We start from the raw sequence: 16,059 nt of genomic DNA on the forward strand, positions 1-16,059 counted from the left end.
GGAGCCGAAGATGAATCAACGTATTGTTTTAATCCACGCGACTCCACTGGCGGTTGAGCCGATAAACCAGGCTTTTGCCGATCAGTGGCCAGAGGCTGAAATCAGTAACTTGCTGGATGACGCGTTAAGTGTGGATCGTCGTAAGGTGACGATTTTGACCGATCGTCTGTTTCAGCGGATCGATTCACTGGTGAACTATGCTGCCAACATTGATGCTGGTGCAGTGTTGTTTACCTGCTCTGCATTTGGTGAAGCGATTGACGCCAGCGCAGCGAAAAATACCATGCCGGTGCTTAAGCCAAACGAAGCCATGTTTGAAGCGGCTTTAGCTAAGGGTAAACATATCGTCATGCTGGCAACGTTTGCTCCCGCCGTCGCCGGGATGGAAGCGGAATTTCATGAACTGGTACGTAAAGGTTATCGTGACGCCACGTTAACCAGCGTTCTGGTTGAAGGGGCGCGTGATGCTCTCGAGCAAGGTGATGCCGAGCGCCACAACCAGCTCATTGTTCAGGCTGCACGTGAACATACTGAGGCTGATGCCATCCTTCTTGCGCACTTCTCGATGGCCATTGCCTGGGAGCAGGCTCAGTCAGCAGTGAACTGTCCGGTACTGAGCAGTCCGCATGCAGCCGTTTCAAAACTGAAAACATTAATGGCTCATTAATTTAGTCAGTCGATTTCTTTTAAAAAGGCATCAACGTGGAAAGCCGAGATATATTGGCGGATGTGAAATATAGCCATATTTCACACTCGCCTGAGATCGTATTGCCTGAACATAGCTGTGACTGTCATCATCATATTTTTGACAGGCGTTATCCCTATGCTGCGGATGATACGCGTAATTTACCAAACGCGACCGTCAACGATTACAACCAGTTTAAAAAATGGTTGGGACACTCTCGTCATATTCTGGTGCAGCCCTCTTCTTATGGAACGGATAATCGTTGTCTGACAGATGCATTACGTGCTTTTGGCACTCATGCACGTGGTGAAGCCGTGGTGGACGACACTGTTAGTGATGCCGAAATGGATACGCTGCAGCAAGCTGGCGTAACGGGGGTTCGATTCAATCTTGGTGCGGGCAATGCAACGACACCTGAAATGCTGCTTCCCGTAGCGCAACGCGTGGCGGAACGTGGCTGGCATGTGCAGGTCCACGCCACTGCGGATCAATTGTGGCAGTTGCGATCAACGCTACTTCAGATACCGGGAAATCTGGTCATCGACCACTACTTTCGTTTACCGCAGCCTGAGCCGATGGCCCATCCAGTTTGGAAGCTGGCTTGGGAGCTGATTGAAAAGGGTCAATGTTGGGTAAAGCTCTCCGCGCTTTATCATCAGTCACAATGTGATGATGTGTCTGATATGGCAGCTCTGGTTACCCGCTTTCTTCACGATGCAACTGAACGTGTTTTATGGGGAAGTGACTGGCCACATCCCAATTTAATAAGTGCCAATAAAAATATGCCAGATGATGCATTGATACTATCGAAAATATACCACTGGGCGCATAACGATCAGGTTAGACACAAATTATTTGTGGAAAACCCGGCTGAACTTTACCGATTTAATTAATCGTATGCCAGACAAGGCCGAATATTATGATTACTCTGAACTCCACTGCTAAAAAGAACAGACCTACGCATTATCGTTATATGATTTTGCTGATGGTATTTCTCAGTATTGCTTTAAATCATGGTGATAGAGCGACCTTCTCAATTGCCGGTACGGATATGGTGAAATCTGCCGGGCTGGATATTGTGGCGCTCGGTTATCTGATCTCAACCTTCACCTGGGCCTATGTTCTGGGGCAATATCCGGGTGGTTGGTTACTGGATCGTTACGGCTCAAAAAAAGTGTTGGTAACCGGGGTTTTCACCTGGTCACTGTTCGTCTTTTTGGTGGGTTTCAGCACCTCTTTTGACAATATTTGGGTGACACGCGTATTGATGTTTGGCTTCATCTTTATGATGGGGTTGATTGAAGCACCAACGCTACCCGCTAACTCTCGATTCCTTGCGGCATGGTTCCCGGCGAAAGAGCGTGGTAAAGCTTCCGGATTCACTACTGCAGCACAGTATTTTGCATTAGTGGTCTTCTTACCGTTGATGGGCTGGTTCTCCTATTCGTTTGGTTGGGAGTCGGTGTTCTGGTTTATGGGCGCAGTCGGTATTCTGGTCTCGCTGTTGATGACGCGGGTACTCACCGATACGCCTAAAGTTCACCCGTTGGTCAACGATGCTGAGCTTGAATATATCCAGTCCGGCGGCGGTCTGACCAACATGAAAGCCAGTAAAAAAGGCGATAACGTCGGCAAAGGATATACCCGTAAATTACTGACCAGCCGATTGGCGCTGGGTGTCTATATGGGGCAGTTCTTCTTTACGGTGCTTTCCTACTTTTTCCTGACGTGGTTCCCGGTTTATCTGGTGCACGATCGTGGTATGACCATTCTCAAGGCGGGATTTATCGCGTCACTGCCGGCGTTATGTGGATGTGCCGGCGCGTTGCTGGGCGGCGTGTTATCCGATTACATGCTGGCGCGTGGTTTCAGTCTGTCAGCCGCACGTAAAACACCGATCGTTATCGGCATGCTGTTAGCCGTGAGTATGGTTATTTGCAATTACGTCGATTCCGCATGGGTTGTGGTGGCTATTATGTCGCTGGCCTTCTTTGGCAAGGGATTTGGTGCGATGGGATGGTGCGTAGTCTCAGACTTCTCACCGAAAGAGGCGGTCGGCCTGAGTGGCGGATTGTTCAATATGATTGGCAATATTTCGGGAATCTTTACGCCAATTATTATTGCCTACATCATAAAAGATACCGGTTCATTCAATGGTGCTTTGATTTTTGTCGGCGTCTGCGCTTTCCTCAATCTGTGCTGTTATCTGTTTGTGGCTGGAAAAATTCAACGTCTGAATTTTGAAACGCCGAAACAGGATCACGATGATGACTTTTCTGGAGAGCCGCATGTCAGCCACCGATAACGCAACCCCACTACGTTTTGCTATCAATTTAGGTAACGCCGTATTGGCCAAAACGCTGCCCGATGGGCAGCCGGGCGGGATTACTGTGGAGATCGCCCAAAAAATTGCGGCTGAACAGGGAAGAGTCGCGCAATTTATTATGTATCCCACAGCAGGCAAGGTGGTCGATGATGCCACTCACGATCGCTGGGACGTCGCCTTTTTGGCGATAGACCCGAAGCGTGAAGAGGTGCTGCGATTTACGCAGTCTTATATCACTATCGAAGGTACCGTGATGGTGAGAGAGAGCAGCAACTGGCAAAGCGTGACCGAGATGGATAAACCTGATGTGGTCATCAATGTCGGTAAAGGAGCAGCCTACGATCTGTTTCTGAGCCGCGAATTAAAACATGCTGCGCTCAATCGACTCGCTTCATCACAGGCCGCGATCGATGCGTTTCTCGATGGAGAAGGCGACATGGCAGCAGGAATCCGTCAACCTTTAGAAAGTGCAGTCAGTAACAATCGCGGTTTTCGCGTTCTGCCCGATAATTTCGGTCAGATTTTCCAGGCTATTTGTTTGCCGCATGCGCAGGACCAGCTTTATGGTGAAATTAGTCATTACCTGAATAAATGGCAGGAAAATGGCGCTATCAGCGAGATTATTAATCGGAATCTTGCCGAGTCTTAAACTTAATGCAGCGTTCTCATTTGGAGAACGCTGCATTGGCTAATGTTCAATTTTCATTCATTAATGGGCATGAGACGTTATCCAGCGACGAACATAACAAGATTGCTGTGACGGAAGGTTTTTATGACATCGCCCTTAACGCTGGAACGCTCGCCGCTGGTTATTCATAACCGCCTGTATCATTTTATTGACCTCACCCAGATCGTCCCGCTGGAGCAACTGCAGACATTGCCTTACAGCATTCGCATTCTGCTAGAGAACGTTGCGCGATGCTCACCGCAAACGCTGCCTAAATTTCTCAACTATCTGTCTGCAAAGTCCTCCCCTGGTGAGGTTGAGTTTTATCCCGACCGCCTCATGTTCCATGACACCACCTGTTTACCGGCTTTGGCTGACTTTGCTGCCATGCGCGATCTTACTGCTGAGTTAGGTGGCGATCCGCGCGCTATCAATCCACACATTCCTGCTGTGCTAACCATCGATCATTCGGTCATTGTTGAAAGTTACGCGAATGCCGATGCGCTGGAAGATAACCTCAAGTTTGATTTTCGCCGTAACGCTGAACGCTATCGCTTCATTCGCTGGGCAGAAAAAAGCCTGGATAACTTCCGCGTCATTCCACCCGGCACCGGCATTATTCATTTAATGAACCTTGAAACCATTGCTGAAGTGGTCACGGTAGATGAGCGTGAAGCCATACCGTTGCTGCACGCCGATTGCATGATTGCAACCGACAGCCATACGCCGATGATAAATGCACTTGGTGTGTTGGGGTGGGGCGTAGGTGGTCTGGAAGGTCAGGCCGCATTGGTTGGCGAGCCAGTCACGTTACGCTTCCCGGACGTGGTCGGAATTTGTGTTTCCGGTGAACTGCCGCCGGATGTTAGCGACAGCGATCTGGCTCTGCACATCACGCGCCTGTTGCGTGAAAGCGGTGTGGTCGGCAAATTTGTAGAGTTCACCGGTCCTGCACTCCACAGCATGCCGCTCGAATCGCGCGCCACCATTGCCAATATGGCCCCGGAATACGGTGCCACCGTGGTGTTCTTCCCGTTTGATCAGCGCAGCGCAGAGTACGTCAACCTGACCGGGCGCAGTGAAGAGAAACAGGAAATTATTCGCAGTTATATGCAACATCAGCACCTTTGGCGTCATCCGGAGGATCGTCAGCCTGACTTCACACAACGCATTGAGCTGGATTTAAGTAGCATCGAACCCAGCGTGGCGGGGCCTTATAATCCTCATCAACAAATTCCGCTCAGTGATTCGCCGAAAAGTTTTATGGAGACATTGAAAGCCGGCGAGCGCGCTATGAAATGGCAGCATGATGATTACCCACAACCGATTCAACAAGGCGCCGTGGCTATCGCGGCCATAACCAGCTGCACCACAACCGCCAACCCCTGGCTGGTAATTCAGGCGGCATTGTTTGCCAGGAATGCGGCAAAGTACGGACTGCAACCCAAGCCTTGGGTTAAAACCTCCTTTTCACCCGGATCTCGGGCGGTTACCGATTATCTTGGAGAATCAGGCCTGCTTAGCGAATTGGAAAAGGTGGGGTTCGATGTGGCAGGTTATGGCTGTATGACCTGCATTGGCAGTTCGGGCGCATTACAACCGGCCATGGAAAGTCTGGTGAGTGATGGCCTTCAGGCCGTGTGTGTGCTTTCCGGTAACCGTAACTTTCCCCGTCGCGTTAATCCCAGCCTCGGTCATGGTTATCTCACCTCGCCAGCATTGGTGATTGCCTGGGCTATTGCCGGAAATATGCAGCATGACATGTTGAACGACCCGCTTGGCTACGATGAGCATCTACAGCCGGTTTTCATGCGCGACTTAATGCCAGCGCGTGAAGAAGTTGAACGCTGGGTAACAAGAGTGATGAAGCGTGAACATTACATCCAGCGTCGCGATCTTATCTGGCAGGGAACCCCACACTGGCAGCAAATTGAAGCTCCGGGTAGCGTGCATTATCCATGGGAATCGACCTCAACCTATCTGCGTCGGCCGGGCTATCTGGAACGTTTACCTCGAGACCCTGCCGAACCGCTGTCGCTCAATAACGCCCGACCTTTCCTCTGGTTTGGCGATGACGTCACCACCGATCATATTTCGCCTGCAGGTGCGATTTCCGCAGGCAGCCTTGCCGGTCAATGGTTGCTGGAACATCATGAAGATCCGCAGGACCTGAATCTCTACTCTACGCGACGCAGTAATCATGAGGTGATGGTACGCGGTGCTTTTACGAATAAAGCGCTATCCAACCGTTTGTTACCGGCGGATAAGCGCGGAGGTGGCGGTTATGCCTGGGATGCGTCTCATCAGCAAATTCTTCCGGCTTTTGAGGCAGCGCAAACATGGCATGCAACAGATACGCCGCTGGTAGTGCTGGCGGGCGAGCGCTATGGCGCGGGATCGAGTCGTGACTGGGCTGCTAAAGCGCAGGCACTGATGGGGGTTAAAGCCGTCATTGCTAATAGTTTCGAACGTATCCACCGCACGAATTTGATCGGAATGGGCATTCTTCCGCTGCATTTCATTGCCGATGAAGCGGACAGATTACCTGAGATGGATGGAAGCGAGGTCCTGGATATTACAGGCCTGGAAATGATCGCGCCGGGTACGACGCCGCTGATGCTCTTCATCCGCCGTGGAGGCAGGCAGATTGCTGCACTGAATCTTGAGGCAGTGATAGACTCCCAGCAAGAACTACGCTATCTGCGCTATGGCGGTATTTTGCCCTTTGTTATTCAGCAAACACTTAAAGAGTAGGGAAGTTCATGCGCTACGACCTGGTCTCACTTTCGCTGTTTGTCGCTGTGGCTGAAGAGCAGAATCTTACGCGTGCCGCACGCCGTAAGCATCTGGCCGTCTCAGCCGTGAGTAAGCGCATAACAGAACTAGAACAGCAAATTGGCACGCCACTGATGCTACGCTTGCCGCGCGGCATCGAGTTGACGCCTGCGGGGCACTCGCTGCTGTTTCACGCGCGCCAGGTGTTCCGCAATCTCGACCAAATGGAAGAGGAGCTCAGTGATTACGTGGCTGGCGTACGAGGCCACATTCGCATTTTTACGATCTCTGCGGCGTTGATGCATTATTTGCCGCGTGCCATTAGTCAGTTCCTAACTCATTACCCGCAGACAGATATCGATATTGAAGAACACACCGGCATTGGCGTCGTGCAGGGCTTGCTGCAGGGGGACGCGGATGTCGGTTTCTTTTCCAGTTGGACACCTGCTTCCGGCATTGAGGTCTGGCCATGGCAGCAAGACCAGTTGTCCGTTTTGGTGTGGCAGGGGCATCCGTTGGCGGAGCGCGCGACCTTGCAATTAGTGGATTGCATCGATGAGAAAATGATTGGGCCACATCGGGAAAGCGCAGTGAGCCACATTCTGGAGCGTGAAGCGAGAAAGCTGGGTACAACGCTGAATATAGGCTTACGGGTCAGCAGTTTCGTCTCTATGGCCGAACTGGTTGCGCAACAGTTGGGAATAGCCATCTTGCCAGTTAATGAAATCGCTCAGGTGGCTAATCATGATGCTGTGCGCTGTATTCCCCTCGTCGAGCCATGGGCGAAACGTGAATTGTATGTTGGCGTGAAGGGATATGCCCTATCTTCACCCTCGGTGAAAGCGTTTATCGAAAATGTCACGCCATTGAAACGTGCAACGGGTGCTGAAGAGGGGGCGCTGCTTGAGGCCAGTCTCATTAATGCTGACCTCAAGCGCTGAGTTAATCGGAAAATACAATGCAGGTAGGGCTGGCAGTGAATACCTCTTTACCTGTGTCTTTAAGCATACCCGAGTCCTGATCAACGCTGAAAATGCGAATAGAATCTGAGTCCTCGTTAGCGCTGTAAAAATAGAGCCCATCTGCAGAGAGCGTTGTAAAACGCGGCGTCTTACCACCGCAAAACACCCATCCCACAGGCTTTAAGCAGCCATCATCAGGATTTATGCGCATAACCGCAATACTGTTATGACCACGATTGGCGGCATATAAGAAGCGCCCAGACGGATGCACTTCGATTTCACTGGCGTCGTTACGTGTTTCAAATCCTTCCGGTAGGCTGCTCAGCGTTTGCTTGAGCGCAATGTTTCCCGTCTCTTGTTCAAAATCGTAAACGGTAATCGTATTCCCGAGCTCACTCAGGCCATAAAGCCACTGGCCCTGTGGATGGAAATCAACATGACGCGGCCAGCTCCCAGACGGCAACAGCACTTCATCATTGAGTAGTGATTGTCCATCTCGCCAGTGATAAATACGCACCATATCAATGCCGTTTCCGGCCTGTCTGCCCTGGATGGGCAGAGCGTAGTAATCGCTATCTGGTGCAAAAATAATTTCATGCGGACGTGACAAGCTGGCCGCAGCGCCATCCTCATCAGCGTGGCCTTCCACCATCGCCAGGTGGTGAGGAGGCAGTAGCGCGTCATCATCAGCGAACGCTAATGCTGCTACGTTGCCGCCTTCATGGTTAGCAATCAGCAGATGGCGGCCATCAGGTGAGAGAGCAGCATGCACCGGGTTATTGCGCCGCAGTGGATCAAGATCGGGATGTGGATTCTGTGGGCCCGTTGTTTGTTCAGATAACAAAGTCAGCATGCCAGAGATAGGATCACGCGCAAAAATAGCTACCTGATTGCCATCCCCATGCAGCACGTACAGCCGATTTCTTTTTTCATCCAGTGTGAGCCAGGACGGATTTTCCTGAACAGAGGTAACACGTTGTACGTGATGCCAGTTCCCTGACTCATCAATGCGAAATACTTCAATTCCTTTTCCACGTGCGCCACGCCACTCGGACGTACGGCAACCCACATAGGCAAACTTATTCATTTACAACCCCGCCATACCAATATGCATTTATTTAAACACAAGTGCATATATTGACTTGTGACTGATATCACGCTTTTGTGGTTACCAATCTTTGAAACTAACTAATAAGGGGTTTTTACGTTATGCGTCGGTGTTTTTAGGCTGCTTAAAACTGCACTGCAATTTTATGCTATTGCATTTGAGTGGGTTTAAATGCAGAAAATTGACGATCGTGGTCACAATTTCAACGGCTCGCGATTGCTAAAAAAAACCGCAGATAGCTTACTGTTAACAAGTCGTGAAAACTGTTACATAAATGCATCTGGGAGAAGGGTTATGACCCAACGTATTGCGTATGTTACATCCGGGATGGGAAGCCTCGGAACCGCTATTTGCCGTCGACTGGCGAAGGATGGTTTTAAAGTGATTGCAGGATGCGGCCCCAATTCTCAACGTAAAACCGCCTGGCTTGATGACAATAAAAAGATGGGATTTGATTTTATCGCATCAGAAGGAAACGTGGCTGATTGGGAATCAACGGTTAAAGCGTTTGCCAAAATAAAAGCTGAAATCGGTGAGATAGACGTGCTGGTTAATAATGCCGGTACGGCACGGAATGTATTATTTCGTGATATGCAGCCACAGGAGTGGCAGGCCGTTATTAACACCAATATGAACTCATTATTCAACGTCACTAAACAAGTCGTGGATGGCATGATGTCGCGTGGATGGGGACGTATTATCAATATTTCTTCAGTCAACGCGCAAATTGGTCAAACAGGTCAGGTTAACTACTCTACGGCAAAATCTGCCGTGCGGGGTTTTACTCGCGCCCTGGCACGTGAAGTTTCGGCACGCGGAGTAACAGTTAACACGGTATCGCCGGGCTATCTGGCTACGTCAAAACTGAAAACAGTCACGCCGGTGCAGGTTATTGATAAGATTGTTCAGGAAATTCCAGTGCGTCGTCTGGGCTCTCCGCAGGAAATCGCCTCTATATGCTCATGGCTGGCATCTGACGAATCAGGATTTGCCACGGGTGCTGATTTCTCTGTTAACGGCGGCCTGCATATGGGCTAATAAATTAACAGAACGTCCTGCTCAAAATTTCCGTCAAATTAATTATCGCGCATATTAGAAATAATATGCGTTGGAGGCTCTTATGCTCTCGCTTCTGGGATATGGCATGATTGTGGTCTTTATGATCCTAATCATGACCAAAAAACTTTCTGCACTCGTCGCACTGATCATTATTCCAATAATATTTGCTCTGATTGCCGGATTCGGCGGAGAGATGGGCGAGATGATGATTGAGGGGCTTAAAAAAGTCGCTCCGACTGCCATCATGGTTATTTTTGCCATTCTCTACTTCAGCACCATGTTTGATACCGGTTTATTTGATCCGATTATTCGCTTCTTTTTACGGATTATTAATGGTGACCCGGTTAAAGCGGTTATGTGCAGCGCGATTCTGGCGGCGATGGTGTCACTTGATGGTGATGGATCAACGACCTATATGATCTGCGTAACGGCAATGCTGCCATTGTTTAAACGTATTCGTCTGGATCCACTGGCGCTGACTTGCGTAGTCTTCCTCTCCGGAAGTATTACTAACTTGCTGCCATGGGGCGGTCCACTGGCTCGCGTTGCGGCATCCTTGAAAGTTGAATCCAGCGATCTGTTTATTCCGCTGATTCCAACTATGGTTTGCGGTTTTGTCGGAGTATTGGTGCTGTCCTGGTATATCGGTATTCGTGAACGCCGTCGTTTAGGCAAGCTAAGTATCAATACCAATGGTTATGGATCAGTCACTGAAGACGATGCAGAAAGCTATCTGCCGGCAATCAATGAAGTCAATGAAGAGCTGCGTCGTCCAAAACTGTTCTGGCTTAACGCGGGTCTGACCTTGTTACTGATGGGATCGCTGGTGATGGAGTTGCTGCCACTATCGGTGCTGTTCATGGTGGCATTTGCTCTGGCGTTGCTGATCAACTATCCGCACATTGATGCCCAGCGTCAGCGTATTGCAGCGCATGCACCTGCTGCGCTGAACCAGACATCTATCTTCCTGGCTGCGGGTATTTTCGCCGGTATTCTATCGGGTACTGGAATGGTCACCGCAATGTCGGCATCTCTGCTGGATGTGTTACCCGATTCATGGGGCCCTTATCTGGCACCGATTACGGCACTGATCAGCTTGCCTGGCACCTTCTTTATGTCGAATGATGCCTTCTATTATGGTGTACTGCCGGTTCTGGCAGAAGCAGCGAAAGTGTATGGCATTGATCCGGTCGAAATTGGTCGTGCATCATTGGTTGGGCAGCCAATCCACTTACTGAGTCCGTTAGTGGCATCAACCTATCTGTTGGTGGGATTAGCCGGAGTTGAATTCAGCGACCATCAGAAATACACCTTCAAATGGGCTTTCCTGCTCTGCATGATCTTCCTGGCATCGGGTTTGCTATTGGGTCTTTATCCCCTCTACTCGCCTGGCGGTTAAAGGCGGTGATGAAAAAATGGCCCATTTGGGCCATTTTTTTATACTCCGATACTACGTTGTTTTTTGTTATCTAGCGCGACAGCGAGGTGCTGCTTCATCATGTATGATGCTTCGATCAGCTGCCCTGCCTCAATTAATGACAGCAAGTGCATATGATCTTTAACTTCAGCGTAGTAGCGGCTGCGGTCATCCATAATGCGGTAATCCATTAAACGGCGCATGCGGTTGACGTTGCGCAGTGATATCTCAAAAAACGGGTTGTTTGAAAAACTGATGACAGTCTCATGAAAGCGGTAACCCGCTAACTGGAGCTGAGTAGGCGATAAACGCTGAATGCCACTCTCTAGAAGCATCTCCAGCTCGCGCTTAATCTCATCAATTTTGCTCTGTGGGGCTTTGAAGGTGGATTCCAAAATTGCCATTGGTTCAATAACCATGCGGAAGCTGAAAATATGCTCAAGCGCGGCTTTGGTCTTGGCAACGGGCAGAAAACGCCAGCCATAACCTTGTTTACGTTCAACCCATCCCTCACTGATACCGCGCGCCAGAATGGTCGTGAGCTGAGTCTTCGAAAGGTTATAACGCTTGAGTAAATAAAGTTCGTTAACTTCAGATTCGATTTTGTCCTGCAGCCAGTCTTCCGCTAATTGATAGTATTCAGGAAGATCGTTATCCACTTCACTTTCATGTGAGCTCTGAGTCTGAGGCGCATAATCCTGCTTAACAAAGAAACCACGGTTGTGCTGCTGCTGTAGAATGCCTTTGTGTTCAAGGTAAACCAGGGCCTCACGCACGGGGGAACGTGAAACATCAAATGATTCTGCCAACTTAGGTACACTTAGGTGTGCACCCGGCGACAATCCTCCACTGTCGATCATCGTGATTATTTTTTGCGAAAGCCTTTCCGTAAGAGCGCTTATTTTCATGAAGAAAGCCCTAAAAAATGCAGGAATAAGTACAAAATTTAACAATATTATTGCATTTTAATTGTATGAAATGCAATTATAAAATGCAGTTTTAAGCTCGGTTAACCACATGTTTATATTGATGATTTTCTATCATTTTATATTTTATCAATCCACGCGGCTTAAAGGCCACCCGCCAAAAGCTGCATGATTAATTGATTCCTCTCATTTTCACGCCTTCATCTGCAAAAGCTCCCTTCTACACCTTCAAATTCGTTAAATCGTAGTTAAACCACTTTTACAATTACATACATAAAAAAACTACTAATCTGCATTTGAGTAAACAAAAATGCAAACATTCCAGCCTCACCATTTATTTTTACTTCATCACTGAGATGTGAGATTCATTCAATGTCAGATCAAAAAAAAGGACTGAGCAGAAGACGTTTCCTCGGCGCAGGATCGCTTATTGCACTCAGTTCCCCCCTAGCTACAGCAGCAACGATCAGCGGTGGTACAGGTACACCATGGACAGCGGATGAGGCATCGCCACCGCCAAAAATAGACCCGCTACAGTGGGAGTTTTTTACGCCAAAAGAGAGGGTTATTGTTGATGCGTTGGTCGAAACGCTGATCCCAGCCGATGAGCTGAGTCCAAGCGGTAAAGAGGCGGGATGTACGCTGTTTATTGACCGCCAAATGGCAGGGCGATTTGGTCAGGGTTCTCGTCTTTATATGAATGGACCTTATGGTGCATCACCTCTTGCATCTCAAGGCAGGCAATCGCCTCTAACGCCCGCTGAGGAGTTTCGCCGCGGTCTGACAGCATTCAATAACTTTTGCATTAAAGAATACAAAAAAGCATTCAACGAGCTGACTGAAGATGCACGTGAGGCTGCTCTTCATTTGCTTGAGGCTGGAAAGATCGTTCTGCTGGGCGAAGTCAGTAGCAAAGATTTCTTCAAAACCTTGCTGGCACGCACCATGGAAGGCTTTTTTGCCGATCCCGTCTATGGCGGCAACCGCGACATGGTGGGATGGAAAATGATTGGTTATCCCGGCGCGAAATACGACTACCTCGATTGGATCGAACGCCATAACGAAACCTATCCACATCCTCCCGTTAGCATCTACGGTTACACGCCCGAGTCCTAAATGAATACTGAAATCAAAAAGCTACCTAAAAAAGATATTGCCATTGTAGGTCTTGGCTGGGCGGGTTCGATCATGGCAATCGAACTTGCCAAAACAGGATTGGATGTCATTGCGTTTGAACGTGGTCCCTGGCGTGATACCGCTGATGACTTTAACGTTGGCTACGTACAGGACGAACTGCGTTATGTAGTGCAGCAAGAGCTGATGATCACTGCTGCAGAAGATACTTATACCTTCCGCAATGCGTCTCACCAGACTGCGCTCCCCATACGCGAATATGGCTCCTTCTTGCTGGGCACAGGTCTAGGTGGCTCGGGAGCGCACTGGAGCGGTTTGACCTGGCGCTATAACCCGACTGACTTTGAATTACGATCTCATTTAACCCGTCGTTATGGTGAAAAGGCGATTCCAGATGACCTTTTGATTAAGGATTGGGGTATTACCTATGACGAATTGGAACCTTACTACACCAAATTTGAGCGCATGGCTGGCATTGGTGGTAAAGGCGGCGTCATAAACGGACAGGTTCAGGAAGGTGGGAACCCTTTTGAAGGTAATCGCTCAGAAGATTTTCCTTTACCGCCAATGAAGATGACCTTTGCGGCAAAGCTGTTTGCTGAGTCAGCCAGAAAAATAGGTATGAAGCCTTTCCCGACGCCAAGCGCGAATGCGTCGGGTGTTTACACCAATACCTATGGTGTAACGATGGCACCTTGCACTTACTGTGGATACTGCTCGCGTTGCGGATGTGCCAATTACTCCAAATCAACCCCGCAAACCAATATCATCCCTGCGCTTATGCGTTACTCCAACTTTACGGCTCAGGTTCAATCTGAAGTTCTGCATGTTGTGATGGATGAAAGCGGAAAAGTTGCTACTGGCGTGGTTTATATTGATGCCAGTGGGCAACGCTACGAGCAGCCAGCTGACCTGGTGATTCTGACCGCGTTTACCATACCAAATGTACGCTTGCTGTTTGCCTCTGGGATTGGCGAACCTTACGATCCAAAAACCGGTAAAGGGCTGATTGGTAAAAATTACGCCTACCAAACCAACTCCAGTATTCAGCTATTTTTTGAAGATAAAAACTTCAATCCGTTTATTTCCGGTGGTGGTGTTGGTCAGGGTGTCGATGAATACAACGGTGACAACTTTGACCATAAGGAATTGGGCTTTTTTGGTGGCGCTTGCATCATGTCGAATGTCACCAGTGGATGGCCAATTACCAATCGTATGACGCCGCCAGGTACGCCCAAATGGGGCCGTGAATGGAAAAAAGCGACCAAACAACACTACCTGAGTACGACGGTGGTCAGGACGCAGGGAAGTTCTTACCCCACGCGGTCAAACTACCTCGATCTCGATCCTACTTATAAAGACCGTCATGGCCGTAGCATGATGCGCCTGACGTTCGACTTCCCAGAAAATGACTTGAAGATGTCTGCTTACGTTACCAATAAGGCGCTGGATGTCGCGAAAGCCATGGGTGCCAGCCAAACCGTTATGCACGTGCCACAAGGGCCTTACAATATTGTTCCTTTCCAAAGTACGCATAATACGGGCGGAGCGATTATGGGAGAGTCGCCCAAAGACAGCGTCGTGAATAAATACCTGCAATCCTGGGATGTGCCCAATTTGTTTGTCATTGGTGGATCAGCGTTTCCGCAAAACGCGGGATATAACCCAACCGCAACTGTTGGCGCACTGGCCTATTGGGCCGCAGATGCCATCGTCAAACAGTATCTCAAGCAACCCGGTCCATTGGTGCAGGCATAATGAAAACCGTTAAACCGATAATAACTGCCACTCTACTTGCTGTTTTGAGTGGGATGAACGTCAGCTATGCGGCCAATACCTTCTTCCCAGACATTGAAAAGGGGCGCTATCTCGCCACGGTTGGCGATTGTACGGCGTGTCATACGCCAGAAGGGGCTAAACCGATGTCAGGGGGAAAGGCGATTGAAACCCCATTTGGCAATCTCATTGCACCCAATCTAACGCCAGATCGTGAAACCGGCATTGGCGCCTGGACAGATGACCAGTTCCTGCGTGCGATGCAGGAAGGGATTGGGCATAACGGTGAATACCTTTACGGTGCATTTCCTTACACGGCCTACACCAAAGTTTCAAAGCCCGACCTGCTGGCAATCAGAGCGTATCTCAATACTTTAGAACCGGTGCACAACAAGGTTGAGTCAAATCAGCTGCCATTCCCGTTCAATATTCGGGAAAGCCTGATGGGCTGGAACTTGCTCTTCTTCAAGAAAGGAGAGTTTAAACCGGATCCAACTCAGAGTGCGGAATGGAATCGTGGAGCGTATCTAGCTGAAGGTCTGGCGCACTGCTCGACATGCCATAACAGCAAGAACTTCCTGGGTGGAGATACCAGTGATGGACATCTTCGGGGTTACACCCTTCAGGGATGGGTTGCGCCAACCATCACAGGCGATAAATATCAGGGCCTCGGCAACTGGAAGGCGGAAGACATCGTCGAATATCTCAGAACCGGCAGGAACCAGTTTGCAGCAGCGTCAGGTCCTATGGCCGAAGTAATAACTAATTCAACGCAGCATATGCAAAGCGATGATTTACGTGCGATAGCCATCTATTTGCTCAGTCAAAAAGCCGATATCAAACCGCCTAAGCCGGTGAGTCCAGATGATGAAGCGATGAAGCTTGGCCAGCAGGTATACGCCGTCAACTGCTCAGCGTGTCACATGGCAAATGGTGAAGGTGTAGCAAAAATGTTCCCTTCATTAAAGGGCAGCGGTTCTGTTCTGGCCGATGATCCTGCCACATTGACGCGCGTTATTTTACGCGGCGCGAAAGCTGTCTCAACCGATGCGGCACCTACAGGCCCAGCAATGCCTGCATTTGCCTGGCGTTTAAGTGACAAAGATGCGGCTGCAGTAATGACATTCGTCCGCAACAGTTGGGGAAATGCCGCTCCGCCAGTGTCATCCAGCGTGGTGACTAAAGCGCGTCAAGAGGCTCAGGCCAATCCGTAATAATTTGAGA

Annotated in this window: 13 protein-coding genes; 11 read left to right on the forward strand and 2 right to left on the reverse strand. The window is 49.4% G+C overall.

The window, feature by feature from the left end; all coding sequences use genetic code 11:
• Positions 1-10: 10 nt before the first annotated feature.
• The 6 genes from WH298_RS11885 (at position 11) to WH298_RS11910 (ending at position 7,394) form a co-directional block, all read left to right on the forward strand.
• On the forward strand, positions 11-667 hold the full coding sequence (locus WH298_RS11885; RefSeq protein WP_180822942.1) for an aspartate/glutamate racemase family protein: 657 nt from the start codon (positions 11-13) through the stop codon (positions 665-667).
• Positions 668-702: 35 nt separating this feature from the next.
• The gene (locus WH298_RS11890; protein WP_180822943.1) at positions 703-1,578 is read left to right on the forward strand and encodes an amidohydrolase family protein; all 876 of its coding nucleotides are present in this window, start codon (positions 703-705) and stop codon (positions 1,576-1,578) included.
• A gap of 26 nt (positions 1,579-1,604) precedes the next feature.
• Positions 1,605-2,990 carry an MFS transporter gene (locus tag WH298_RS11895; RefSeq protein WP_007886558.1) on the forward strand — a complete coding sequence of 462 codons (1,386 nt, stop codon included), beginning with the start codon at positions 1,605-1,607 and terminating at the stop codon, positions 2,988-2,990.
• Positions 2,950-3,660 carry a transporter substrate-binding domain-containing protein gene (locus WH298_RS11900; RefSeq protein ID WP_180823719.1) on the forward strand — a complete coding sequence of 237 codons (711 nt, stop codon included), beginning with the start codon at positions 2,950-2,952 and terminating at the stop codon, positions 3,658-3,660. The genes WH298_RS11895 and WH298_RS11900 overlap by 41 nt, the downstream gene beginning before the upstream one ends.
• A gap of 123 nt (positions 3,661-3,783) precedes the next feature.
• The gene (gene acnA, locus WH298_RS11905) at positions 3,784-6,432 is read left to right on the forward strand and encodes an aconitate hydratase (RefSeq protein ID WP_180822944.1); all 2,649 of its coding nucleotides are present in this window, start codon (positions 3,784-3,786) and stop codon (positions 6,430-6,432) included.
• An 8-nt stretch (positions 6,433-6,440) separates the two neighbouring features.
• Entirely contained in the window at positions 6,441-7,394 is a 954-nt protein-coding gene (locus WH298_RS11910; RefSeq protein ID WP_180822945.1) for a LysR family transcriptional regulator, read from the forward strand.
• Between the two features lies 1 nt (position 7,395).
• On the opposite strand, the gene WH298_RS11915 is transcribed toward WH298_RS11910, so the two are convergent.
• The gene (locus tag WH298_RS11915; RefSeq protein ID WP_180822946.1) at positions 7,396-8,502 is read right to left on the reverse strand and encodes a lactonase family protein; all 1,107 of its coding nucleotides are present in this window, start codon (positions 8,500-8,502) and stop codon (positions 7,396-7,398) included.
• Positions 8,503-8,817: 315 nt separating this feature from the next.
• On the opposite strand from WH298_RS11915, the gene phbB reads away from it, so the two are divergent.
• Both phbB and WH298_RS11925 read left to right on the forward strand, forming a co-directional pair.
• Positions 8,818-9,561 carry an acetoacetyl-CoA reductase gene (phbB, locus tag WH298_RS11920; protein WP_007886565.1) on the forward strand — a complete coding sequence of 248 codons (744 nt, stop codon included), beginning with the start codon at positions 8,818-8,820 and terminating at the stop codon, positions 9,559-9,561.
• 82 nt (positions 9,562-9,643) lie between these two features.
• Positions 9,644-10,981, forward strand: coding sequence for a CitMHS family transporter (locus WH298_RS11925; protein WP_007886567.1), 1,338 nt, complete (start codon positions 9,644-9,646; stop codon positions 10,979-10,981).
• Between the two features lie 38 nt (positions 10,982-11,019).
• Here the strand turns inward: WH298_RS11925 and WH298_RS11930 are convergent, their stop codons facing one another.
• On the reverse strand, positions 11,020-11,907 hold the full coding sequence (locus tag WH298_RS11930; RefSeq protein ID WP_180822947.1) for a GntR family transcriptional regulator: 888 nt from the start codon (positions 11,905-11,907) through the stop codon (positions 11,020-11,022).
• 390 nt (positions 11,908-12,297) lie between these two features.
• Here WH298_RS11930 and WH298_RS11935 point away from each other — a divergent pair, with 390 nt between their 5' ends.
• Genes WH298_RS11935 through WH298_RS11945 form a run of 3 tightly spaced genes read left to right on the forward strand, consistent with a single transcriptional unit; the run spans position 12,298 to position 16,049 of the window.
• Positions 12,298-13,041, forward strand: a complete 744-nt coding sequence (locus WH298_RS11935) for a gluconate 2-dehydrogenase subunit 3 family protein (RefSeq protein ID WP_008104441.1) — start codon at positions 12,298-12,300, stop codon at positions 13,039-13,041.
• A complete protein-coding gene (locus tag WH298_RS11940; protein ID WP_180822948.1) occupies positions 13,042-14,817 on the forward strand; it encodes a GMC family oxidoreductase in 1,776 nt (591 codons plus the stop codon).
• The gene (locus WH298_RS11945) at positions 14,817-16,049 is read left to right on the forward strand and encodes a c-type cytochrome (protein ID WP_091003508.1); all 1,233 of its coding nucleotides are present in this window, start codon (positions 14,817-14,819) and stop codon (positions 16,047-16,049) included. The genes WH298_RS11940 and WH298_RS11945 overlap by 1 nt, the downstream gene beginning before the upstream one ends.
• The last annotated feature ends 10 nt before the right edge of the window (positions 16,050-16,059 follow it).

Source organism: Pantoea nemavictus, from assembly GCF_037479095.1.
GTDB classification, from domain to species: domain Bacteria; phylum Pseudomonadota; class Gammaproteobacteria; order Enterobacterales; family Enterobacteriaceae; genus Pantoea; species Pantoea nemavictus.